The sequence below is a fragment of the Arthrobacter sp. AL05 genome (assembly GCF_029960715.1).
Classification (GTDB): Bacteria; Actinomycetota; Actinomycetes; order Actinomycetales; family Micrococcaceae; genus Arthrobacter.
In genome coordinates, this window is sequence record NZ_JASBRC010000001.1 from 85,254 (window position 1) to 108,244 (window position 22,991).

19 protein-coding genes are annotated in these 22,991 nt (G+C 66.6%); 3 read left to right on the forward strand and 16 right to left on the reverse strand.

All coding sequences use genetic code 11. The features are described from left to right. Window positions 1-70 precede the first annotated feature (70 nt). From menD to QK287_RS00410, 4 genes are all read right to left on the reverse strand, one after another. A complete protein-coding gene (gene menD, locus QK287_RS00395) occupies window positions 71-1,777 on the reverse strand; it encodes a 2-succinyl-5-enolpyruvyl-6-hydroxy-3-cyclohexene-1-carboxylic-acid synthase (protein WP_282358584.1) in 1,707 nt (568 codons plus the stop codon). Further along, a complete protein-coding gene (argS, locus tag QK287_RS00400; protein WP_226775713.1) occupies window positions 1,774-3,540 on the reverse strand; it encodes an arginine--tRNA ligase in 1,767 nt (588 codons plus the stop codon). Before argS ends, menD begins: the two co-directional genes overlap by 4 nt. 244 nt (window positions 3,541-3,784) lie before the next feature. Next, window positions 3,785-5,869, reverse strand: coding sequence for a PhoX family phosphatase (locus QK287_RS00405; RefSeq protein WP_282358586.1), 2,085 nt, complete (start codon window positions 5,867-5,869; stop codon window positions 3,785-3,787). A 72-nt stretch (window positions 5,870-5,941) separates the two neighbouring features. Next, complete coding sequence (locus QK287_RS00410; protein WP_282358587.1) at window positions 5,942-7,021, reverse strand: o-succinylbenzoate synthase; 1,080 nt, start codon at window positions 7,019-7,021, stop codon at window positions 5,942-5,944. An 83-nt stretch (window positions 7,022-7,104) separates the two neighbouring features. Between QK287_RS00410 and QK287_RS00415 the strand changes: the two genes are divergently transcribed. Further along, the gene (locus QK287_RS00415; protein ID WP_282358588.1) at window positions 7,105-8,061 is read left to right on the forward strand and encodes a phosphatase PAP2 family protein; all 957 of its coding nucleotides are present in this window, start codon (window positions 7,105-7,107) and stop codon (window positions 8,059-8,061) included. A 110-nt stretch (window positions 8,062-8,171) separates the two neighbouring features. On the opposite strand, the gene QK287_RS00420 is transcribed toward QK287_RS00415, so the two are convergent. The 8 genes from QK287_RS00420 to hisD all read right to left on the reverse strand — a co-directional run bounded on the left by QK287_RS00420 (window position 8,172) and on the right by hisD (window position 16,453). Continuing rightward, on the reverse strand, window positions 8,172-9,380 hold the full coding sequence (locus QK287_RS00420; protein ID WP_282358589.1) for an MFS transporter: 1,209 nt from the start codon (window positions 9,378-9,380) through the stop codon (window positions 8,172-8,174). Between the two features lie 36 nt (window positions 9,381-9,416). Next, window positions 9,417-10,151 (reverse strand): GAF and ANTAR domain-containing protein, encoded by a 735-nt coding sequence (locus QK287_RS00425; protein WP_226775718.1) that lies wholly within the window; start codon window positions 10,149-10,151, stop codon window positions 9,417-9,419. 59 nt (window positions 10,152-10,210) lie between these two features. Beyond that, complete coding sequence (locus tag QK287_RS00430) at window positions 10,211-11,623, reverse strand: MinD/ParA family protein (protein ID WP_226775719.1); 1,413 nt, start codon at window positions 11,621-11,623, stop codon at window positions 10,211-10,213. Between the two features lie 118 nt (window positions 11,624-11,741). Next, window positions 11,742-12,557 carry an MBL fold metallo-hydrolase gene (locus QK287_RS00435; RefSeq protein WP_226775720.1) on the reverse strand — a complete coding sequence of 272 codons (816 nt, stop codon included), beginning with the start codon at window positions 12,555-12,557 and terminating at the stop codon, window positions 11,742-11,744. 176 nt (window positions 12,558-12,733) lie between these two features. Continuing rightward, window positions 12,734-13,570, reverse strand: coding sequence for an amino acid ABC transporter ATP-binding protein (locus QK287_RS00440; RefSeq protein WP_226775721.1), 837 nt, complete (start codon window positions 13,568-13,570; stop codon window positions 12,734-12,736). Next, entirely contained in the window at window positions 13,563-14,216 is a 654-nt protein-coding gene (locus QK287_RS00445) for an amino acid ABC transporter permease (RefSeq protein WP_226775722.1), read from the reverse strand. Before QK287_RS00445 ends, QK287_RS00440 begins: the two co-directional genes overlap by 8 nt. A 78-nt stretch (window positions 14,217-14,294) precedes the next feature. After that, window positions 14,295-15,107 (reverse strand): ABC transporter substrate-binding protein, encoded by an 813-nt coding sequence (locus tag QK287_RS00450; protein WP_282358590.1) that lies wholly within the window; start codon window positions 15,105-15,107, stop codon window positions 14,295-14,297. 26 nt (window positions 15,108-15,133) lie between these two features. Beyond that, window positions 15,134-16,453 carry a histidinol dehydrogenase gene (gene hisD, locus QK287_RS00455; protein ID WP_226775724.1) on the reverse strand — a complete coding sequence of 440 codons (1,320 nt, stop codon included), beginning with the start codon at window positions 16,451-16,453 and terminating at the stop codon, window positions 15,134-15,136. A gap of 170 nt (window positions 16,454-16,623) precedes the next feature. Here hisD and QK287_RS00460 point away from each other — a divergent pair, with 170 nt between their 5' ends. After that, on the forward strand, window positions 16,624-17,556 hold the full coding sequence (locus tag QK287_RS00460) for a LysR family transcriptional regulator (protein ID WP_226775725.1): 933 nt from the start codon (window positions 16,624-16,626) through the stop codon (window positions 17,554-17,556). A gap of 70 nt (window positions 17,557-17,626) precedes the next feature. Here QK287_RS00460 and QK287_RS00465 read toward each other — a convergent pair whose 3' ends face one another. The 3 genes from QK287_RS00465 to pdhA are packed head-to-tail and all read right to left on the reverse strand — an operon-like array spanning window position 17,627 to window position 21,398. After that, on the reverse strand, window positions 17,627-19,069 hold the full coding sequence (locus QK287_RS00465; protein ID WP_282358591.1) for a dihydrolipoamide acetyltransferase family protein: 1,443 nt from the start codon (window positions 19,067-19,069) through the stop codon (window positions 17,627-17,629). Window positions 19,070-19,071: 2 nt separating this feature from the next. Next, complete coding sequence (locus QK287_RS00470) at window positions 19,072-20,184, reverse strand: transketolase C-terminal domain-containing protein (RefSeq protein ID WP_226775727.1); 1,113 nt, start codon at window positions 20,182-20,184, stop codon at window positions 19,072-19,074. Next, complete coding sequence (gene pdhA, locus QK287_RS00475; protein WP_282358593.1) at window positions 20,181-21,398, reverse strand: pyruvate dehydrogenase (acetyl-transferring) E1 component subunit alpha; 1,218 nt, start codon at window positions 21,396-21,398, stop codon at window positions 20,181-20,183. Before pdhA ends, QK287_RS00470 begins: the two co-directional genes overlap by 4 nt. A gap of 159 nt (window positions 21,399-21,557) precedes the next feature. Between pdhA and QK287_RS00480 the strand changes: the two genes are divergently transcribed. Continuing rightward, window positions 21,558-22,022, forward strand: a complete 465-nt coding sequence (locus tag QK287_RS00480; RefSeq protein ID WP_226775729.1) for an Lrp/AsnC family transcriptional regulator — start codon at window positions 21,558-21,560, stop codon at window positions 22,020-22,022. Between the two features lie 15 nt (window positions 22,023-22,037). On the opposite strand, the gene galU is transcribed toward QK287_RS00480, so the two are convergent. After that, the gene (gene galU / locus QK287_RS00485) at window positions 22,038-22,928 is read right to left on the reverse strand and encodes a UTP--glucose-1-phosphate uridylyltransferase GalU (protein ID WP_282358597.1); all 891 of its coding nucleotides are present in this window, start codon (window positions 22,926-22,928) and stop codon (window positions 22,038-22,040) included. Between the last annotated feature and the right edge of the window lie 63 nt (window positions 22,929-22,991).

The following is a 22,991-nucleotide window of genomic DNA, read 5'->3' on the forward strand; positions in this document are numbered from 1 at the left end:
ATCGCCGTTGCCGTCGCAGCGCGGGGCGTCCCGCCTGACGCATTTCAGTCCGGCCGCGACGGCCGCCCGCCTATTCCGCGGCGATCACTCCTACCACCGCGTCGCCCACTGCGGCCCTGATGCGTGTGTGCAGCTCCCGCAGTCCGCGACGGTCCGTGCGCACCTCGATGATGACCCGGCCCGCCCACGGCTCGGCCAGCGCCCGGGCGAGTTCCGCCGTCGTACTGACTGAACGGTGTGCAACTCCGTAAGCGGCCGCCAGTGCGGCGATGTCCACGCTGTGCGGAGTACCGAATAGGCGTTCGACGGCGGTGCCGTAGCGGCCCGCGGCTTCGACGGCGCCGTGTTCCAGCAGCCCGAAAATGGCCCCGCCGGCGTCGTTAAGGACCACGATCCGCAGCGCAGGCTCCTCTTCCCCTGCGCCGAGCAGCAACCCGCCGGCGTCGTGCAGGAACGTAACATCACCCAGCAGCACCGTGGTGGCCTGCATTCCGCCCACGGCAATGCCAGTGGCCGTGGCCACCGTGCCGTCGATTCCGGCGAGGCCGCGGTTGGCGTAGACCGTGGCACCGGGCTCGGGGGCAGGCGCGCCGGCGAGGTCGACGTCGCGGATGCCGTTGGAGGAGCCGAGCATAAGCTGTCCGCGCGAATGCTCCCAGACCAGCGCGCCGACGGCGGGACCGGTGGCAGCGGCGGATCCGGACAGGACCAGGTCGACGGCGTGTTGGGCGGCGGCCCCGGCCAGCAGCCAGGCATCCAGCCAGGCGGAGGAGCCCCGGCCGGCAAACTCGGCCAGGTCCGCCAGGGTCTCGAGTGGAAGTTCGGTTCGGCGGCCGGGCTCGTACCAGGCCACCGGAACCGGTTGGTACAGGGCAGAAGGGACGTCCGCGCGGGCCAGCAACTCGCTGACCGGCCGCGAGAGGGTCGGCCGGCCGAAGAGCACCACCCGCTCGATGGGCTGCCCGGAGTCCGGGCCAAAAGCCGCCAGCAGGAGCCGGTAGGGCCCCACCGCGTTTGGTCCGAACCGGGCATTGGAGGACGGCTCTGCCAGCAGCGGCAGGCCATGGGCGCGGGCAAAGGCTTCGGCCACCGGGCCGGCGTCGTGCCCGGCGAGCACCACTGTCCGCCGTTCGGGCAGGTTGTCAGCGACCGGGGGGAAATCGAGGGCCAGCGGGCCGCGGGGTGCCCGGTATACCCGGCGGCCGGACTCGGGCGGCAGGCTGTCGCCCGGAGCCGGAACCAAGGGGTCACGGAAGGCCAGGTTGAGCTGCACCGGTCCGGGCGGGGCGTCCGCAAAGGCTCCCGTGGCGGCGCTGAGGGCGGTCTCGACGGCGCGCCGCGGGTCGTCGCCGGCGGGCACGTCCGCGGCGAAGCGGACATGCTCGCCGAAGAGGTCCAGTTGCGCGGTGGTTTGGTTGGCGCCGGTCCCGCGGAGTTCCACGGGACGGTCGGCGGAAATCACCACCAGGGGGACGGCTGCGTGGTTTGCCTCCATCACGGCCGGCAGGAGATTGCCGACGGCGGTTCCGGACGTGGTGAGCACGGCCGCGGGTGCGCCGGTGGCGAGGGCCAGCCCGAGCGCCGTGAAGCCGGCGTCGCGCTCATCGATCCGGACCAGCAGCTCCACCCGCCCCGCCGCGTCTGCCTCGGCCAGGGCGTAGGCCATTGGTGCGGAGCGCGAGCCCGGCGCCACCACCACGTAGCGGACCCCTTCGAGCAGGAGTGCAGCGACAGCGATCCGGGCGGAATCCAGCGCCGTCAGTTCGTCCGGGTTCACATGTTCTCCGGCGTCTCGATGCCCAGCAAGTCCAGGCCCTCGGACAGGCGGCCCAGGACCACGGCGCACAGGGCCAGGCGGGACTCGCGCACCGAGTCCTCGGATTTTAGCACCGGGCACTGGTCGTAGAAGGTGGTGAAGAGCTGCGCGAGCTCGAACAGGTAGGTGCACAGCCGGTGCGGTTCCAGTACCTCACGAACCTTGTGCAGCGCGGCACTGTATTCGAGTAGGTGCAGGGCAAGTGCTCGTTCGGCGGGCTCGACGACGGCGATCGGGGTGGCCGTCGTTCCGCCGTCGGTATCGGTGCCGGTGCCGGTGTTGGTGACGGCGTACTGCTCGAGGACGCCGGCCTTGCGCAGGATCGAACGGATCCTGGCGGCGGCGTACTGCACGTAAGGGCCGGTGTTGCCGCTGAGGGCCAGCATCCGGTCGAAGTCAAAGACGTACTCGGTGTCGTGGCCCACGGAGAGGTCCGCGTACTTGACCGCGCCGATACCCACCTGACGGGCGGTCAGGGCGCGTTCGGACTCGGTGAGCTCCGGCCGGCTGGCGTCGATGACGGCGCGGGCGCGGTCTACCGCTTCCGCCAGCAAGGCCATTAGTTTGACCGGGGCGCCGGAGCGGGACTTCAGGATCTTCCCGTCCTCCCCCAGCACGTTGCCGATTTGGACGTGCACGGCCTCAACCGTGTCGGGCAGCCAGCCGGCGTCGCGGGCAGTGGCCATGACCATACGCAGGTGCATGTTCTGCGGCGCGCCCACGACGTACAGGACGCGGTCTGCCGCAAGCTCGCGGACCCGGTAGCGGATCGTGGCAAGGTCCGTTGTGCCGTAACCGTAGCCGCCGTCGGACTTCCGGATGATAAGCGGCATGGGCTCCCCGTCACGGCCGGTGAAGCCCGCCGGGAAGGTGCACAGCGCGCCGTCGCTGATCCGGGCAAGGCCGCGGTCCTCAAGTTCCCGGCACAACTGTGCCAAGTGCGCATCGTAGGAGCTTTCGCCCGCGATGTGGTCGTCCGTGAGGCTGATGCCCAGCACCGAGTAGATGGCGTTGAAGTAGCGCTTGGACTGGGCCACGAGGCGCTGCCAGACGGCGAAGGTTTCCTCGTCGCCGCCCTGGAGTGCCACCACCCGGAGCCGCGCGCGGGTCGCGAAGCCGCCCTCCTCGGCGGCGGAGGCATCGAACTTGGCGCGGGCGGCCTGGTAGAAGGCGCTGGGGTCATCGACCAGCAGCGCGGCCGCCGGGGAGTCCTCGCCGATCTCCAGCCAGTGTTCGATCAGCATCCCGAACGGCGTGCCCCAGTCGCCAATGTGGTTCTGCCGGATGACGGTGTCCCCTAGCGCTTCGAAGACCTTCACCAGGCTGTCCCCCACCACAGTGGTCCGCAGGTGGCCGACGTGCATTTCCTTGGCGACGTTCGGGGAAGAATAGTCGACGACGACGCGCCGGGCCGCCGCGGCCGGCACGTCCGGGGTGCCGGCAGACTCGGCGTTTAGCAGCTCTTCGATCCAGGTGCCGTCGAAGGTGAGGTTGATAAAGCCGGGTCCGGAGATCTCGGTCGCCGTGCAGATCCCGTCCAGGTCCAGTGCGTCGACGATCTTCGCAGCGGCCTCGCGCGGCGGCATGCCGACCCTCTTGGCCAGCGCCATGGCCGCGTTGATCTGGATGTCCGCGAATTGTGAGGGCCTGACCACCGGATCCGTGCCGCGGTACTCTTCGCCGAACGCGCTGGCAATTGCTGCCTGGACTCTGGGGACAACCATTTCGGCCGGATTATTCACACTGTTCAAATTATCAGTTCCTCCACACCCCCGACGCTCCCTCAGCTCCTGCGCCCAAACAGCAAACGCTCCCTCACGTCCGGCGCCCAAACAGCAAACGCTCCCTCACGTCCGGCCGCCCGAAGGCGCAACGTGAGGGAGCGTCGACTCAATGCCCGCGAAAGGTGCGGGAGCGTCCGCCCGAAACCCGCCTAACCTGCGGGAGCGTCGGGAGGGGATGGGGCGGTCAGTCGTGGGTACGGAAGACCTGGACCACGGAGGGGCGCGGGGCGCGCACCTGGCCAGGCTTGGGCGATGTACCGGCAGCAACATAGTCCGGGAAGAACGAGTTCTGCGCCTCGAACGAGCCGTCCTCGCCCGGGTGCTGTACGGCGACGAACACGGTGCGCTCTTCATCGTGGACGATGGGGCCGCAGGTCTCGGCGTCCCGCGGCACAGCCAGGAACTGCTCCACCCGACCGCGTTCGGCGCCGTCGAGGGTGACCTTGAACAGCCCGTCGGCCTGGCCCGTGGTGGACGGCGCGCCGTCGGTGGAGATCCACAGGTTGCCGACGGAGTCGAACGCCAGGTTATCCGGGCAGGAAATCGGCGAGACCTGGTCCGCCGGGAAGCCGCTGAAGTAGGCGGACTTATTCTGGGCCGGATCGCCGCAGACCAACAGCAGGTTCCAGTCAAAGCCCGTGGAGGTCTGGTCGCCGCGTTCGGTGATTTCCACGATGTGGCCGTCGCGGTTGAGGTTGCGCGGGTTGGGTTCGGTGGCGCCTTCCTTGCCGGCCTTGCCGCGGTCCGTGTTGTTCGTGCAGGCCACGTAGACCTTGCCGGTGTGCAGGCTCGGCTGGACGTCCTCGCAGCGGTCCATTTTGGTAGGTCCGACCTTGTCAGCCGCCAGGCGGGTGTAGACCAGGACTTCCTCGACGCTCATGCCCGCGACCATCGATTTGCCGCCGACCACCAGCGGCAGCCACTGGCCGGATCCATCGAAGGCGCCGTCCGTGGGGAGCTTGCCCGAGCCGTCGATCTCCCCGGCCGGGGAGTCGCCAGTGAACTTGGCAACGTAGAGGTCCCCGGCGGAGAGCAGGGTCATGTTGTGCTTGCGGTTGCCTTCAACGTACTTCTGCGCAGAAACGAACTTGTAGAGGTAGTCGAAACGTTCATCGTCTCCCATGTAGGCCACTACATGGCCGGACTTGGCCACAATGACGTTGGCCCCTTCGTGCTTGAAGCGGCCCAGGGCGGAGTGCTTCTTCGGCGTCGACGTGGGATCAAGGGGGTCGACTTCGACGATCCAGCCGAAGCGGTTGGTCTCGTTTTCGAAGCCGGGGGTGCGGGCGTCGAAGCGGGGATCGTCGAGTTCCCACTGGCGGGCGGTGGGCTTGCTGGTCAACCCGTAGCGCTTGTCCGAGTCCGAGGTGCCGGCAGAGACGAAGTAGCCGTTGAAGTTCTCCTCACCGGAGAGGATGGTGCCCCACGGCGTGGTGCCGCCGGAGCAGTTCCCCAGCGTGCCCAGGATGGAACGGCCGGCGGGATCGGCCACGGTGCGGACCAACGGGGAACCGGCGACGGGTCCGGTGAGTTCGTAGGCGGTGTCGGAGAGGTAGCGCCGGTTGAGCTTGGCGCCCTTGACGTAGCTCCACGGCTTGTTCTTGTTTTTGCGTTCCAGCTCGACGACGGTCAGGCCGTGGGCGGCGCGGCCGATGGCGCGTCCCTCAGCCGCGGGCAGGGACGCCGGGAACATGATCGACTCGTTGGTGTATTCGTGGTTTGTGAAGAGCACTGCTCGGCGGTCCTTGGAACCCTCCAGCGGCAGGATGTCGGTGTAGTCGTTGTTGTAGCCGAACTGGCGGGCCTGGGCGGCCGCGGTCTGGCCATTCAGATCAAACGCCGGAGCATCGTTGAACAACGGGTCACCCCAGCGGATGATCGGCTGCCAGCCGAAGCCTTCCGGCACGGTGAAGGCGTCGACGGCGGCATCAACGGGGGCGATCGCGGTGAACTTCAGCTTGGACTTCCCGAAGCCGTCCTTCGCGGCGGCGGCCAGTCCGGGGCCGCCGTCGGCCACTGCGGACTCCGGTGAGCCGAGGGCCCCGCCGAAGGCGATCGCCAAGGCGCCGGCGGCACCGAAGCCCAGTGCGGCGCGGCGGGACATGGTGGCGGAGGCAATGTCGCGGAAGTAGCTGTTCGAGCTGGTGTTGCACACTTCACCCGAACAGGCGTTGTCGCATTTCAGCGCGCAGGTGACGGCGCTGCGTTTGCCTTTGGTGTGGCCGAGCATCGGGAGTAGGGAAAACGTGCGTCCGGAGGAAACAGACATGGGGGCGACCTTCCGAGGGGGTGGCTGTGATCCCGTCCACCCTTCCAGCCCAACACGACCTCAAGGCGTCTGCTAGGTGACGTTCCGGTGAACCTGCGGCCGGCCCCGGTCCGAAAGGAGCGTGTGGACCCGGCGCAGGCGGTCCAGCCACCAGTCGCGGCGCTCCGGCGCGGCGGCGTACTCCGCCAGCAGGTCCGGGTCGGCGGTGACCTCGCGGAGGGTGATGGCGCCGTCGTCGGGGATCAGCGGATCCCGGGTGACGTCGGCGGCCAGCAGGGTCACGGTTCCCAGCCCGCAGGCGTATGGAAGCTCCGGAAGCGCGGCGGCAAGCGCCAGCCCGGCGCGGATTCCCACCGAGGTGTCCAGCGCCGAGCTGACGACGGCGGGCAGCCCGGCCTGCGCCACGATCTCCAGCGCACGCCGTACTCCCCCCAGCGGCGCCACCTTCACGACGATCAGGTCCGCGGCACCGGCACGGGCCACCTTGAGCGGGTCCTCTTCCTTGCGCACGCTTTCGTCCGCGGCGATCAGCACCGGAAGTCCGCTGGCGCGCAGGCGCCGGCGGACCTCGGCGAGGCCGGCGATATCCGGCACGGGCTGTTCGGCGTATTCCAGTCCGACGGCGGACAGCCGCGTCAAGGCCGCCACGGCAGCAGGTACATCCCAACCGCCGTTAGCGTCGACCCGGATGGCCGCACCCGGGAGCGCCTCGCGGACGGCGTCCACCCGGGCAGCATCGTCCGCCAGGGTCTGCCCTGGTTCGGCGACCTTAATTTTGACGGCGTCCACCCGGCCAAAGCGGGCCAGAATGTCCGGTACCCGGTCCGCTGCGATGGCGGGGACCGTGGCATTGACGGGGATGCTGGTCCGCAGCGGCGCCGGGAAACCCTCCCACCCGGCTTCGATGGCGGCGAGGAGCCAGCGGGAGGCCTCCAAGTCGCCGTATTCGGGGAAGGGGCAGAATTCGGCCCAGCCCAGCGGGCCATCCAGCAGCAGGGCCTCGCGCTGGAGGATGCCGCGGAACTTCACCCGCATGGGCAGGCTCACCACATGGGCGCCGGCGAGGAGCTCGTCCAGTTGCGGGAGCCGCACCGTCTCAGCAGGGCCGTGGCCTCCGGGAACGTGCAGCGGCGGTACTGATGGGGTGGGCATGAATTTACTGTACCGGGGGTCCCGCGCGGGTCCACGCCGGTGGTCCCAGATACTTCGCAGGGATTTATGGGATTCTGATAGTCATGAGTTTTCGGCAGGAACGCACAAGCATGGATCCGGCTTCGGGGTACCCGCGGCCGCGCTCTGCCGCACCTCGGGTTCCTGAAGGGACCCCGGGCCGGGCAACGGGGTTCCTGTTCCTGCTGGCCGTCCTCGGCAGCATGGCGGCCCTCGCCGCAACGTACTATTTCTTTGTCCGGACCACCACGGGCCAGTTCATTGACGAGTCTGCCCTGGTGGAGGCCGGGGATATCCACGGCGCGGCAGGCAAGGCCGCCACCAGGTTCCTGGACTGGCTGCCGGCACTGTCCTTGCTGATCGCCACGGTGGTGGTCCTCGTTGTCACCGTGCTGAAGCGGCGCTGGGCAGCCGCTGGGATCGCCGTGGCAGCCTGCGTTGGCGCCAACGTGGCTACCCAGGTCCTGAAAAGCATCGTTCCGGTCCGGCCCTTCCGCGGGATCGAAACCCTGGAACTGAATTCCCTGCCTTCCGGGCACACCACCCTGGCGGCATCCGCTGCGGCCGCCGTGTTCCTGATGGTATCGCCGCGCTGGCGGCCGCTGGCTGGTTTCCTCGGCGGCAGCTTCGCCGTCGCCACGGGGGTGTCCACCCTGATCAACCAGTGGCACCGTCCCGCTGACGTGGTGGCGGCCTTCCTGGTCGTGGCGGTGTTTATGCTCCCCGCAGGCTGGCTGATTATCCGCAACGGGCCGCGCTGGAACGTCTGGGACGGCTACGGGATATTCTGGGCCTCCTCGCGGCTGTGGCTGGCGCTGCCGGCGCTGGGCGGGCTCGCCGCGGCGGCGGTGGCCAGCTACTCGTTGCTGAGGATTGCGCCCGGCCCGGGCCAGGAAAGCAGCACCACAAACTATTTCTGGGCCGGCACGTCACTGATTGTCATTTCCGGCTACTTGGCCACGGTCGCCGGGGTGTGGCTGTTTGGGCACGCTGCACGACGGCGGAGCGCACCGTTGCGCTGAGGCCCCGCGACATGTGCACCCCAACTAGCTCGCAGCAAAGGTCGTTTTGAGCGCTGAAAACGACGTTTACTGCGAGCTAGTTGGGCTCCGGCGCCGCGGTGCCAGTAGCTTCAGTAGTTGCGCCGGTGCTTGAGCCGGGGGATGGTAACGGCGAAGACCGCAGCTGCCGCGAAGCCGAGCACTCCGGTGGCGGCTACCCCGGCCCCGAGCGAGGCCAGCGCGGTAACGCCTGAGAGCAGCACCGGGCCGCCGGTGGCGCCGGCGTCGGCCATAAACCGCCAGATGCCCAGGAACTGTCCGCGGCCGTTGTCCGGTGAGAAGTCCGCCCCCAGCGTCATGTTCAGGCCCGAACTGATCCCGTTGCCAAAACCGATCAGCAGAGCCGCGAGCAGCAGCCCCACAAAGCCGGAGCTAAGCGGGATCAGCAGCATGGCCGCGCCCATGATGAGGGTAGAGGGAACAGCGACCCACTGCCGTCCCTTGCGGTCCATGAGTTTGCCCGCCGGGTAGAAGACCAGCATGTCGATGGCACCGGAGAGTCCGTAGATCAGCGACGCCTGGGTCGCGTCCATCCCGAGGTGCTCGGCCCAGAGCGGGACCACCACCTGCCGGGACGCCCGCAGCGCACTGAGCAGCAGCACGCCCATGCCGACGGTCAGGAAAACCCCGGCGTGGGAGACGGCCACACTGCGCAGCGTCGCCTGCCGGACGGGGACACCGTCCACCGCCGGCGTGGCCACAAGGTCCGGGATGGTCACCGACAGGGCCGCGGCCGCGGCCATCGCCACAACTCCGACCCAGTAGGCGCCGGTGATGCCGGCGAACTGCATCACTGCAGCGCCGATGAAGGGTCCGATAAAGATGCCAACCCGGTTGACGCCGCCGAGCGTGGATAGGGCACGCGCCCTGAGCAGCACCGGTACCGCCTCGGTCAGGTACTTCTGCCGGGCCAGTGCGAAGACGCTCGCCGCCATACCAACGACGAGCATCGCACCAGCGAGCAACCAGAGCCTCCCGGGCATCCCGGGAGCCAGTGCCGCGGCGGCAAGGGCGACGGCGGCCGCGGCCGCGGCGCCGACAATGGCCCAGCGTTCGCCGAACTTCAGGGTGATGAACGAGGCGGGGAGGTTGAAGAGCCAAGAGCCGAGGCCGATCAGGGTGACCACCAAGGCGGCGACGGCCACCGAAGCACCGAGGTCGCGGGCCGACAGCGCCACAACGGGCAGGATCGCTCCCTCGCCGATGCTGAACAGCAGGGCCGGGCCGAAGGCCGGGACGGCGATGCTGCGGAGACTGAAGGGGGCGGTATGCGTGGTCATCCCCTTCATCCTAGGACTGGCTGCGGTCCTGGCAGCTCAGGCCTCGAAGTGGGTTCGGACTTCCCCGCCGGTGAGGTTCCGGAGCACCCCGGCCGCGATGTCGCGGAGCTTCTGGTTCCGGTTGCTGGAAACCTTGGTCAGGATGCCCATCGCTTCCTCCTGGGAACAGCGGTTCTGGGCCATCACGACGCCGCAGGCGAGATCGATGGAGGTGCGGTGCTCCATGGCGGCTTTGAGGTCCTCGGCCCGGGACTGCGCCGTGCCGATCCGGACAGCCAAGCGGAGGGAGCGGCCGGCGAGGTCGGCGAAGCCGGACGCTTCGGCAATAATTTCCGCCGTGAAAAGCCCGGTACTTGAGCCGAAGAAGTTCAGGGCGGCAGCCGCATCCTCGCCGATTTCCAGGGGCACCCCCAGGACACTGCGGCAGCCTTGCGCCGCGAGCTCCAGCTGGTAGCCGGGCCACCGCGGATCGGTGGCGACGTCGGCCAGCAGAGTCACGGAGCGTGTCCGCAGGGCTTCGATGCACGGGCCATCGCCCATGCTTTGTTCGATCCGGTCCAGGACCACCGCCCGGGGGCTGCTCCCCGCCACCGTCATGGTCTTCTTGCGGCGCTGCAGTGTCACGCCGCATTCGATCCCGGCGCCTGCGGCGTGGCTGAGTGTGGCCGCCGAGAATTCCGCGAGGCGGCCGAGGAAATCCTCGACGTTCTCCGTTCCCATCAGAAGGTCCTGCAGCTGCAGGGCGGCTTCGTCCCCGACGTTGTTAGTCATGCCTCAATCTAAGCCGGTCCCCGGGGCGAAACAACTTAGCTGGCCCCGCCGTCCAAAGCCTAGAGGTAGCCGTCCACGATTGCCGCAGCGATTTCACGGTAAGCGCGCCGGGTTTCCGGGCGGAGCACATCGAGGGTGACAAGGTCGCCGTCGGCCACGCCGCGATCATGCGGCACGGCGATCAGCTGGCGGCAAATGCCGGACAGGTGGTCCTCGATCGCGTCCTTGTCTACCCGGGAGGAGACCTCGTCCTTGTCCGTGATGACCACGATGGCGTTGCGGGCCAGTTCTTCGTAGCCGTGGTCGGCGAGCCAGTGCAGGGTGCTGCGCGCGCGCTTGGCGCCGCTGACGGCGTAGCCTGCCGCGATGATCAGGTTGTCCGCCGACTGCAGGATGCCGCTCATGGCGTTGTGCGTGACGCCGGTTCCGCAGTCGGTCAGGGCCACCGAGTAGTACCCGGAGATGAGTTTGCGGATCTGCAGGTATTCCTCGGCGGTCAGGGAGTCGGAAACCTCGGGGTCCTGTTCACCGGCAATCAGGTGCAACCGGCCCGCATGATGCATGTACCGGGCCAGGGCCGTGAGGGAATCAATTGATTCGATGTTCTTCAGCAGGTCTGTGATGGTTCGCGGGCTCTGCTGCTGATAGATGCCCTCGCCGAGGGCGCGCTCCACGAGGTCCCCGGAGTCAGGGTTGGCGTCGATGGCACACGGCGGGTCGCCGCGGAACTCAGCCAGGGTCAGCCCGACGCCCACGGTCGTGGAGGTCTTGCCGATGCCGCCCTTCAGGCTCAGGACGGCCGTGTTGTAACTGCCCTGGAGCTGCCGGGAGATGCGCCTCGCCAGCTCGTCTTCTTCGCGCTGGCGTGCGCTCGGACCCAGGTTCACGCCGCCGCCGGTCAGGGCGTAGAGGGCACCGCGGAGTCCGCCGACCGGGCGTGGCTTCTGCTCGCGGACAAAGAGCCCCGGGGAACTAATGAAATCGGGGGCGGGCGCGCTCAGGGCGGCAGCCCGGCTGGCAGAGCGAGTGGCCCGGCTGGGGAGGGCCGGCACGGCAGGGGCACCTTCCGGCGCCGCCGGAAACGCCGACCGGCGCGACGCGGGGAAGGAGCGCGGCTCGGACGCCGGGTCTTCCAACGCCTCGCCGTCCGGATCTGCCGGCGGGTTGGCATCGGAGGCGGCCGACGCCGGCGGGACTGCTGGCGGCTCGGGCGCGGAGGGGACCTCCCGGATGACGGGAACGGCAACCGTGGCGGCTTGTCGTTCGTCGGCCGCTTCCGCGGCCTCAGCCCAGGAATTACGGCGCAGCGGACGGGCCGCTTCGCTCTCGACGGGGTCAGAGGTGGTGATTGGCATGGTTCCTGTCCGGGCGTCGGAGTCCCCGCCGCGGCGGCGGTCACGCCGGCGACGAAGTTCGGGTTGTTCTACCTGCGCGCCGGCCTTGGCTGTGTTGTTGTCCACCGGATCGGGCATATTGGTCCCCCCTGGGACTCACAGCGCAGACCGCTGCGGTGCTCGTTTGAATTGGTTCAACCCCAATTCTAGGCGCTGTCCCGGGTGCCCCTGCCAATAGCGGTCCCGGGCAGCAGGCTCAGCGGCGCGCCCGGGTCTCCTGCAGGCGCCTGATGAACCAGCGGGACTGCACCGGCCCGTAGGGCAGGATGGGGATGGCCTTGGTGGCGTCGTCCGGCGTCTCCCGGGTCGCCTGGGTGGCCTGCCGCACCGCCGTGGTCATGGTGTTGGCCATGGTCTTGACGAACTGGTCGCTGCACGGCTCGCCGTGGCCAGGGATCAGGAACTCATAGCGGTGGCGCAGCGCCGAGAGATGGCGGAGGGCGTCGGCCCACTCCTCCGGGTAGGAATCCTCAAAAGAAGGCTGCGAGCCGTGCTCCACAAGGTCACCGGCGTAAAGTGTGGTGGCCGTTCCCACCAGCAGGTCGCCGTCCGTATGACCGCACCCGAGGTAGAAGAACGTAACGCTTTGGCCGCCGAGGTCCAGCAGGACCGGCTGATCCTTAACGATGGCGTTGGGAACGACGATTTCGGTGTTGCCGCCCTCGCCGGCAGCCATTTCCGGCTCGCCGGCAACAACCGCGCGGCGCTGGCTGCCGCCGTTCTCGGCGATTTCCGCAGCACAGTTCTCATGCGCCCAGAACTCTGTCGCGCCAGCTTCGGCGAACACGGCGTTGCCGAAGAAGTGATCATGATGGGCGTGCGTGTTGACAACAACAAGCGGCAACTGTGTCTTTTCCCGCACGGCGTCAAGGATCTCGCGTCCCTGCCGGGGTCCGCTGCCGGTGTCGATCACCAGGGCTCGTTCAGAGCCGACCACCAGGCCTGTGTTGAGCAGGGAACCTTGGGTGGTCAGGACGTAGTTGTCCGGGCCAGCCTCGAGCCATCGTGACATTAAATCTCCGTATTCCGCGGTGTTCCGGCGTCGTTGGTGCGATGTTCTGCCCCCGATTCTACCCACGGAGCCTGAACGGGGGCCGGGAATGAAGGCCTTGTCCCGCAGCTGGGCAGGCGGATGCCCGGGAAACGTACCCGCTCCCGGGTGTTCGCCTGCCCCGCTGCGGGCAGTGCCTAGGCTGGCAGGATGCCCGAGCGGCTCAGGAGCGCCCGGGTTTTCGGATGTTGCGGGTCAGTGAAAATACGGGCCGGCGGCCCCTCCTCCACGATGACGCCCTGGTCCATCACGACAATTCGGTCCGCAATGTCCCGGGCGAATTGCATCTCGTGGGTCACGATCACCATGGTGGTTCCCTGCTGGGCGATCTTCTTGATGACAGCGAGGACCTCCCCCACCAGCTCGGGATCCAGCGCCGAGGTCGGCTCATCGAAGAGCATCACGGCAGGATCCATGGCGAGGGCACGGGCAATCGCAACCCGCTGCTTCTGGCCGCCTGAAAGCTTGCTGGGATAGTTGTCCATCTTCTCGCCCAGACCCACCATTTCCAGGTTGGGGACAGCGATCGCCCGGGCCTCGACCGCTGAGAGCTTCTTGACGTCCCGGAGGGGCGCCATGACATTTCCCAAGGCCGTCTTGTTCAGGAACAGGTTGAAATGCTGGAATACGAAGCCAATGTCGGTCCGTTTTTGGGCCGTGATGGATGCTTTCTCGGCGACCAGTTCCCCGTTGCGTTCGTCGTAGCCGATCAGGTGTCCGTTGACGTAGATACGGCCGGCATCAATCGTCTCGAGCTTATTCATGCAGCGCAGCAAGGTACTTTTGCCGGATCCACTTGACCCCAGGATGGCGATCGTCTCGCCGCGGTGAACCACGAGATCCACGCCCTTGAGCACTTCGACCCTTTTCTGCACGTGGGGCTTGCCCCTGAGCCGCTGCCACAGGTTCGGCTTGGTCTCCGAGACGAAGGTCTTGTGGACGTCCCGGACATCAATAATGGTCTCGTCAGCCATTGGCCCGTGCCTTTCGTTCAAGCACTACCACAACGCGCGAGAGTGGAAGGCTGATAATCAGATAAAGTATGGCCGCGGCGGTGTAGATGGCCGTGGTCTGGAAGGTCTGGCTGTTGAGGATGTTGGCCGTCTTCAGGATCTCGGTCACTGCAATCACCGAGGTCAGTGCCGTGTCCTTGATCATGGCGATGAAGTAGTTGCCGATCGGCCCCATGGAGACCACGAAAGACTGGGGAATAACCACCTTCCACAGCGTTTTGCTGGGGGTGTACCCAAGGGACAGCGCAGCCTCGGTCTGGCCGTGCTCCACGGACAGGATCGCGGACCGGAAAACCTCGGACAGGTAGGCAGCGTAGTTCAGCCCAAGTCCGAGGATGCCGGCCGGCACGGGCTCAATGCTGACGCCGATGCTGGGGAGCACAAAGAAGATGTAGACCAGCTGGACCAGCAGCGGAGTGCCGCGGATGACCTCGAGGTAGACGGTGGCGATTGCGCGAAGGATCTTGAGCGAGGAAATGCGTGCCAGGGCCACCAGCAGGCCGAGCACGAGGGCCAGGACCATGGCGCCGAGGGCCAGTTGAATGACAACGGGAACCGCCTGAAGGAGGGCTGGGAACACGGCGAAGGTGTTGTTAATAAAGTCCACTTGGAATCCCTAAATGAGGGTCGGCCAGGGGCGGCGGGCAGTGTTGGGGATGCCGCCGCCCCTGCGTGATTCTGAAAGTTATTTGCTCATGTTCGAGTCGTCCAGGCCGTACTTCTTGAGGATCTCAAGGTACTTGGGGGTCTTCTTGAGATCTGCCAGTCCGGAATTCAGGTCCGCCAGCAACTGGGTATCATCCTTGCGGACGCCGGCGCCGATGATGCCCGGGTAGAACGGCTTGTACGGGGAGACGAGCTTCAGCTTCGGGTTCGGCTTCTGGACCAGGCTGTAGCCGATCACTGCACTGTCGGTGAAAACAGCATCAACCTGCTTGTTCTCCACGGCGGCGAGCAGGGCTGCCTGCGAGTCGAAAAGCTTAACCTGGCTGCCACCGAGGCTGTCCACCAGGTCCTTGAATACGGTGCCGGTCTGGGCGCCGAGGACCTTTCCCTTTACATCGTCGCGTGAGGTAAGGGTTGAATCGGAGGGGACCACCATGGCTTCACCCTCGGTGTACCAGGGATCGGTGAAGTTGATTTGTTTCTTGCGGTCATCGGTGATGTACATGGCGTCGACGATCACGTCCGCCTTCTTGGCATTAAGCGCCGCGATCAGCGTAGCGAACTCGGAGGTGAAGACCTTGACCTTCCAGCCTTTGGCTTCGGCGATGGCATTGATCATGTCCCCATCGATGCCTTTGAGCTCTCCGCTGGCCTGGTCGGTAAAAGAGAATGGCGCATCGTTGGACGTCGCGATGGTGATGGTCTTTTGGTCGGTGCCACCCCCGCTGCTTGCGCCGCCTGTTGAGCCGCAGGCGGTCATGGCCAGGGCGACTGCAACACCCATCGGCACGAGGGCGGCGAATCGGGTGCGGAGCGTTTTTGTCTTAGTCATGACGGGCCTTTGTTAGAGATTGTTGTCTATCGGATGAAGCGGTCGAGGCGGAGTGTGGCGGTGGCCTTGTGGGCTGCCATGCCTTCGGCGTCCGAAATCGTTGTGACGTAGTTGGCCAGACGCGGGGTTGCGTCTTTTTCGACCCGCTGGAAAGTGAGCGGTTTGAGGAAGCGCGCCACGGAGAGCCCGGCGGATGACCGGGCACCGCCGCCGGTGGGAAGTACGTGGTTTGTGCCGGACGAGCCCTTGTCCGAGTAGGCCACGGTGGACCATGGCCCCAGGAAGATGGAGCCGTAGTTGCGCAGGTTCCCGTGATAGTACGCGTCGTCGGCGGTCTGGATTTCCAGGTGCTCCGGCGCCAGGAGGTCCATAATCTCCACCGCCGTTGCCCGGTCTTCAGCCACGTAGACGGTGCCGTAGTCCCGCCAGGCCGGCCCGGCGATGTCGCGGGTGGCCAGCGTCCGCAGTTGTTTGTCGATCTGCCGGATCACCTCTTCGCCCAGCTCGCGTGAGGTGGTGACCAGGGACGCCGGTGACTGCGGGCCATGTTCGGCCTGGCCGAGGAGATCGGCGGCAACCAGCTCTGCGTCGGCGGTTTCGTCGGCGATCACGGCGACTTCCGACGGGCCCGCCAGCAGGTCAATACCGACTCGACCGAAGAGTTGCCGCTTGGCCTCGGTGACGTAGGCGTTGCCGGCACCGACAAGTATGTCCGCTGGCTGTTCGTCCAGGAGCCCGAAGGCCATGGCGGCCATGGCTTGCACACCCCCGAGGGCGAAGGCCCGGTCCACGCCGGCCAGATAGGCGGCATAGAGGACGGCGGGGTTCCCGCCGTCGGGCCCGGCAGGCGGGGTGCAGGCCACGACGTTGCGAACGCCGGCCGCCTTGGCGACCCCAACCGTCATAAAGGCACTGGCCAGGATGGGGAACCTTCCCGCGGGGAGATACGCTCCAACGCGCCCCACGGGGACGTACTTCTGGCCGACAAAAACGCCGGGGAGCAGCTCGGTTTCAAAATCACTGAGGTGTTCGCGCTGCTCCACCGCAAATAGCCGGGTCCGCTCTGCGCTGGCCACCAGGGCCTCCCGCAGTTCCGTAGAGAGCCCGTCGCCGGTTTTAGCCAGAGCGGCCTGGCTAAGTTCAAGGTTGGAGCCCTGCCATCCGTCGAGGTGCCGAGCGTACTTAAGCACGGCGTCCATTCCGTTGGCCTCAATGTCAGCGAGCATCGCGGACACCGTCTCCACGACGTCGGGAAGCCGCTGGGCGGGAACGCCGCCAATGGCCGGGCTCTTCAGGACCAGGAAACTGCCCTGTATGTGAGCCGCATCACGGCTGGATATCTGCATAGGTCCAAGCTACTCAGTCCGTTCCTATCGCACAACGGGACGCTAACGAGTGCCAGCCATAGGGTGACCCGATGGCTGGCGGCTTGTGTTTCACGCAGGTAACAGACCCGCGGTGGTATCTCCCGGCGCCACAAAACCCCCACATTCCGCTCGCTGACTAGAGTGGGCCCATGACCCTTGCGCAACTACGGGCCTTCCTCGCCGCCTATGAGCTCGGTTCTTTCACCGCCGCGGCACGAAAGCTGGAAACAAGCCAGGCTTCCGTCTCCGAGCTCATCAGCAGGCTGGAACACGAGCTTGAGCACAGCCTCTTCATTCGGGGCGGGCGGCGCCTTCTTCCCACGACGGCTGCCGTTGAACTGCAGGTGCATGCGTTGCAGTCCGTCACCTCTTTCGACAACGGCGTGGAGGCACTGAAATCCATGTCTTCGCTGGAAGGGGGCGTCTGCACGTTCGGCGTTCTGCGTTACGGCGCGTACTACGACCTGGCCGACCTGGTGCAGCGGTTTCACCGGCGCTACCCCAAGGTGAAGGTGCGCCTCATCGGACTGAACTCCTTGGCAGTGGCCGAGTCGGTGGCCTCCGGCGAAATTGAGGCCGGGCTGATCGTCCTGCCGGTTGCAGAGGCCGGCCTTCAGGTCAGGCCGCTTTTTCGTGACGAAGTTTTTTACGTGTCGGCTACCCGTAATCCATCGCGCGGCCCCGTGACCATTGAGGAATTCGCCGAGTCGAAGCTGGTGCTCTATGACGCCTTTGCCGGCTGGCGCGATCCCACCCGGCGGCAGATTTTGGAGCGTGCCCGGCTCAAGGGGCTGAAAATCGATGCGGCAATCGAGGTGGAACATGTCGATACCGCCCTGGGCCTGGTTGCCGCCGGCGCGGCCGACAGTTTTGTCCCCCACGCATTGGTTAGCGCGCCGGGTTTTCCGAAAAACGTTCACGCTGTCCCTTTTGCAGAACCATTGTTCGACACAATTGCCCTTGTCCAACGGGAGGGCGCCTATCTTTCCCCGGCAACACGGAAGATGGCGCAAATGGCAGCCCGGACCTTGCTGTCCAAAGTGCCGCCGGGCCAGGACATCAGGCGGGCAACTGTGCGCTAGTCCGGCCGCCAGCGGCCGCTTGCCCCCGGACCAGCGCCTCCGGCAGGCGCTGGTCCGGGTCCCCCGTTCCTCACAAGTCGGCCAGTACCGACCCCGGGTTCTCGATCGCGTCGGCCACAAAACGCAGGAAGCCGCCGGCGGTTCCGCCGTCGCAGACGCGGTGGTCGAAGGTGAGCGTCAGCTCGGTGACCTTGCGCACGGCGAGTTCGCCGTTAACTACCCAGGGCTTGTCGATGATCCGCCCGACGCCGAGGATGCCTACCTCGGGGTGGTTGATGATCGCGGCCGAGCCGTCGACCCCAAAGACGCCGTAGTTGTTCAGCGTGAACGTGCCGCTGCCCAGTTCCGCGGGGGTTGCCTTGCCCTCGCGGACGACGCCGGTGAGCCGCCGGATTTCGGCGTCCAGTTCGCGGGCGCTGAGTTTGTCTGCGTTGCGCACGGACGGCACCATCAGGCCGCGGTCGGTCTGGGCCGCGAAACCGAGGTTGACGCCGTCGAAGGCCACGATCTCCTGGCCGGCCCAACCGGCGGTGTCCCCGGCGCTGACGATCCGGGAGTTCAACTCCGGAAACTTCTTGAGGCCGGCAGTAACAAAGCGGGCAATGAACGCCAGCAAGCCCGGGGTGTGGTCCGGGTCGGCGTTCTTCAGCGCGGCGCGCAGCTCCACCAGCGCCGTGGCGTCGACATCGACCCAGACCGTGGCCTCCGGGATCTCGGACCGGCTGCGCGCCATGTTCGCCGCGACGGCCTTGCGCACGCCGCGGACAGCCGTGCGGCCGGAGATCCCAAGCCCCGTGCGGGCATCCGTGTCCGTGATCGCGGCAGCCACATCCGTTGCTACCGCCGGCGTTTCGACCGGGCTGGTTCCGGCAGGCTCAACCGCAGGCGCCGGCTTGATGAACGCCTCAACGTCGCGGCGCATAATAAGCCCGCTGGCTCCCGAGCCTTGGAGATCCCCCAAATCAACCCCATGGTCCCGAGCCATCCGCCGGACCAGCGGAGAAATCACAGCCCCCAGCTTCCCGGGAACCCGGGTCCGCATAAGCAACAGATCATCGGCAGCCTTCTCGGCCTCAGGCACCTGCGCCACAGCCCGCTTGGATGCCCGGGTCCGCCGGGCAACCCCATGCCCGCCCGGAGTCCCGTAGCCAATGAGGACATTCCCGGACCCGGCCTTCTCCTCCTCGCGGTAGGTCTCTGCCGCGGCATCTTGGGTTGCGGCCGGCTCAGCCACCGTGGCTGCGGCAGACTCAACCGCGGGAGCCGCACCAACCGGCATCACCGAGATCAGCGGCTTCCCGACGTCGAGCGTCTGGCCCGGCTCGCCGTGCAGCACGGCGACGGTGCCGGCGTAAGGGGAGGGCACCTCGACCATGGACTTGGCCGTCTCCACTTCGGCGATCGGCTGGTCGACGCGGATATCGTCGCCCACCTTCACGAGCCAGCTGACCAGTTCGGCTTCGGTGAGGCCCTCACCAAGGTCCGGGAGGAGGAATACTTTCGGTTCGCTCATGGTCAGTTCTCCCACTGGAGGTCGTCAACGGCGTCGAGGATACGGTCCACGCCGGGCAGGTAGTAGTGCTCAAGCTTGGGCGCCGGGTACGGCACATCAAAGCCCGTGACCCGGCGGATCGGCGCGGCGAGGTGGTGGAAACAGCGTTCCTGGACCCGGGCCACGATCTCGGAGGCCACCGAGGCGAAGCCGTGCGCTTCGGCGATAACCACCGCGCGGCCGGTCTTGCGGACCGAGGCGCAGACCGTCTCGTCGTCGAAGGGCACAATCGAGCGGACGTCGATCACTTCCAGCGAGCGGCCTTCCTCGGCGGCGGCGGCAGCAGCAGCCAGCGCCGTCGGGACGGACGGTCCATACGCGATCAGCGTCGCGTCGGTGCCGGGGCGGGCGACGGCGGCGCGGCCTTCCGAGGACGTGCCGCGTTCGGTGTTCGCGGCATGTTCGGCCCGGAGCGCGTCCAGGTCCACCTGGTCCTTGGACCAGTAGAGCTTCTTCGGCTCCATAAACATCACCGGATCATCGGAATCGATGGCCTCGCGGAGCATCCGGTAGCCGTCCGCCACAGTGGCCGGGGTGAATACCTTAAGCCCGGCGGTGTGGGCGTAGTAGGCCTCGGAGGAATCACAGTGGTGCTCCACTCCCCCGATGCCGCCGGCGTAGGGAACCCGGATGACCATGGGCAGCTTCACGCCGCCCTTGGTGCGGTTGTGCATCTTGGCAACGTGGCTGACGATCTGTTCGAACGCCGGGTAGGCGAAGGCGTCGAACTGCATCTCGATGACCGGGCGCATGCCGTTCATCGCCATGCCCACGGCCATGCCGACAATGCCGGACTCGGCCAGCGGGGTGTCGAAGCAGCGGCTCCTGCCGAAGGTTTTGGTCAGACCGTCGGTGATGCGGAAGACGCCGCCGAGCATACCAACGTCCTCGCCGAAGACCAGGACCGAGGCGTCGGCGTGCATGGCGTCGGCCATGGCGGCATTCAGTGCCTTGGCCAGGGTAATGGTCTGCGGGCCGGTCTGCTCGGCCTTGACCGCTGCCGTTTCCGCGGCCTGAGCGGTCGCGGCGCTGACGTTGCCGTTCGCCTCGGACGAGGTGGTGATGGTGGGGCTCATTTCGCGGCCTCCGTCGCTGATGCGGCGTCCCGGGCGAGTTCGTCGGCGAGCATTGCGGACTGCTCCTTCAACTGGGGAGTGGGAGTAGAGAAGACGTATTTGAACAGGTCCTGCGGATCGACGGGGACCTCCTCGCTGAGTCCTTCGCGCAGCTGCGTGGCAACGGCTTCGGCCTTCTCTGCAATAGCGGCGGTGCGGCCGTCATCGAGCAGTCCCCGGTCCGTCAGGTAGGTCTTCATCCGGCTCAGCGGGTCTTTCGCCACCCATTCGGCGACCTCGCTGTCCTGCCGGTAGCGGGTGGCGTCATCGGCGTTGGTGTGGGCCTGCATCCGGTACGTGTGGGCCTCGACAAGCAGCGGTCCGGAGCCTTCCCGGGCCAGCTTGACCGCCCGGCCCAGCACCGCGAGGAGGGCCACGACGTCGTTGCCGTCCACCCGTTCGCCGGCCATCCCGTAACCCACGGCCTTGTGGGCGAGCGACGGTGCAACCGACTGGTGCGCGAGCGGCACGGAGATCGCGTACTGGTTGTTCTGGACGAAGAACACAACCGGCAGGTGGAAGACGGCCGCGAAGTTCAGTGCCTCGTGGAAGTCGCCTTCGCTGGTGGCGCCGTCCCCGCACATGGCCAGGACAACGGTGTCCTCGCCGCGGAGTTTGGCGGCGTGGGCGACGCCGACGCCGTGCAGGAGCTGGGTGGTCAGCGGGGTGCACTGGATACCGACCTTGTGCTCGGCGGGGTTGTAGCCGCCGTGCCAGTCGCCGCGGAACAGCGTCATGGTCTGGACGGGATCCACACCGCGTGCCATCACGGCCACGGAGTCACGATAGGTGGGGAACATCCAGTCGCCGTCGGACAGGCAGAGTGCCGCTGCGACCTGGCAGGCCTCCTGGCCGTGACTGGAGGGGTAGACGGCCATCCTGCCCTGCCGGACGAGGGCTGAGTTCTGATCGTTGACGCGGCGCCCGACGACGAGCTGCTCGTAAGCGGCCAGCAGTTCCGCCTCGCCCGGCAGGCTGTACTCGTGGCCGGGCTGGGTGCCTTGCTCGGTGTGGGGGTTCAGTGTGCCGTCCGGACCCACCATTTGGATCTGGTGCCGGGCGGGCAGCATGTAGTCCTCGACCGTGATGCCGAACTTGCGCACGGCCTCATTGGCCGCGCCTGCCATCTGGTCCTGCGCTGCGGGCTGCGCAGGGTGGTCTGCGGAGATCGTCATTGGTCCGTCCTTCTGTAGCCACTATTCACTCCAAGTATGGGGCTGGGCGATGTTTCGTATCCAGCTCTCACGGAAATCGTGGAGAAGTCCAGAGAATTGCCTTACTCTAGAAGACAAATCGTAGATGTGAGCTGGATTACCGGCGGGGGTTGTGGACAAATGGCAGAGGACGGGGCGGACCAGGCCGCGGTGCCCTTGGATGATGTGGACCGGAACATCATCGCGGAACTGACCAGGGACGGGCGGATGTCCGTCACGCAGGTCGCGGAGAATGTCCACATCTCCCGGGCCCACGCCTACACACGGATTGCCCGGCTGACCGGCGAGGGTGTGCTGACAAAGTTCACGGCACTGGTCGACCCGATTAAGGCCGGCCTGAAGTCCTCGGCCTACGTCACCCTGAAGGTCCGCCAGCATTCCTGGCGGGAACTGCGGGAACTGCTGCGCGCCATTCCAGAGGTGCACCACATCGCCTTGGTGGGTGGCGACTTCGATGTCATCCTGCTGGTGCGCGCCGTGGACAATATCGATCTGCGCCGGGTGATCTTCGACCAGCTGCAGTCCATGCCAGGGGTGCTGGACACACAGACGTTTTTGGTGTTTGAGGATGTCGATACGCGGTAGCCAGGCGTTGCGGTTTCAGTTGACGAAGGCCTTCATCCAGGCTTTGAGCTCCTCGCCGAATTCGACCCGTTCCGAGGCAATCGAGATGACCGCCTTCAGGTAGCTGAGCTTGTCGCCGGTGTCATAGCGGCGGCCCTTGAAGACCACTCCGCTGACCCCGCCGCCCTCGCAGTTTGAGGTGGCCAACGTCTGCAGCGCGTCCGTGAGCTGGATTTCTCCGCCGCGGCCGGGTCCTGTTTCCTCCAGCACGTCAAACACCGCCGGGTGCAGGACGTAGCGGCCGATCACGGCAAGGTTGGAGGGCGCATCGGCGATCGAGGGTTTTTCCACCAGCCGGTTAACCCGCACATGGTCTTCGCCGGCGATGACCGAGACGTCTGCGCAGCCGTAAGCGCTGATTTCGGCGGGATCCACCTCGATCAGGGCAACCACCGAGCCGCCCGTCCGGGCCTGCACCTCGATCATGGTGCTCAGCAACTCATCGCGCTCGTCAATCAAATCATCGCCCAGCAGCACGGCGAAGGGCTCCGCGCCGATATGCTGACGGGCACACAGGACGGCGTGGCCGAGTCCCCGCGGGTCTCCCTGGCGCACATAGTAAAGCGGCCCCAGGGCGGATGCGTGCTGAACGGCCGCCAGTTTCTCCCGGTCACCCTTTAGTTCCAGGGCACGTTCCAGGCTGGGCTCCCGGTCAAAGTGGTCCTCGAGGGCGCGCTTCTGCCGGCCGGTAATCATCAGCAGGTCCGTCAGCCCGGCGCGGACGGCTTCCTCCACGACGTACTGGATGGCCGGCTGGTCGACTACCGGGAGCATTTCCTTCGGCATGGCTTTGGTGGCGGGCAGAAAGCGTGTTCCCAGTCCGGCGGCAGGAATGACAGCCTTAGTTACCGGTTTCCCCAAAGTCATAACCGAACCCTACAAGGACACCTTCGAAATGAGAATGGCTTCGATAAAGAGAAGCAGCCGGGC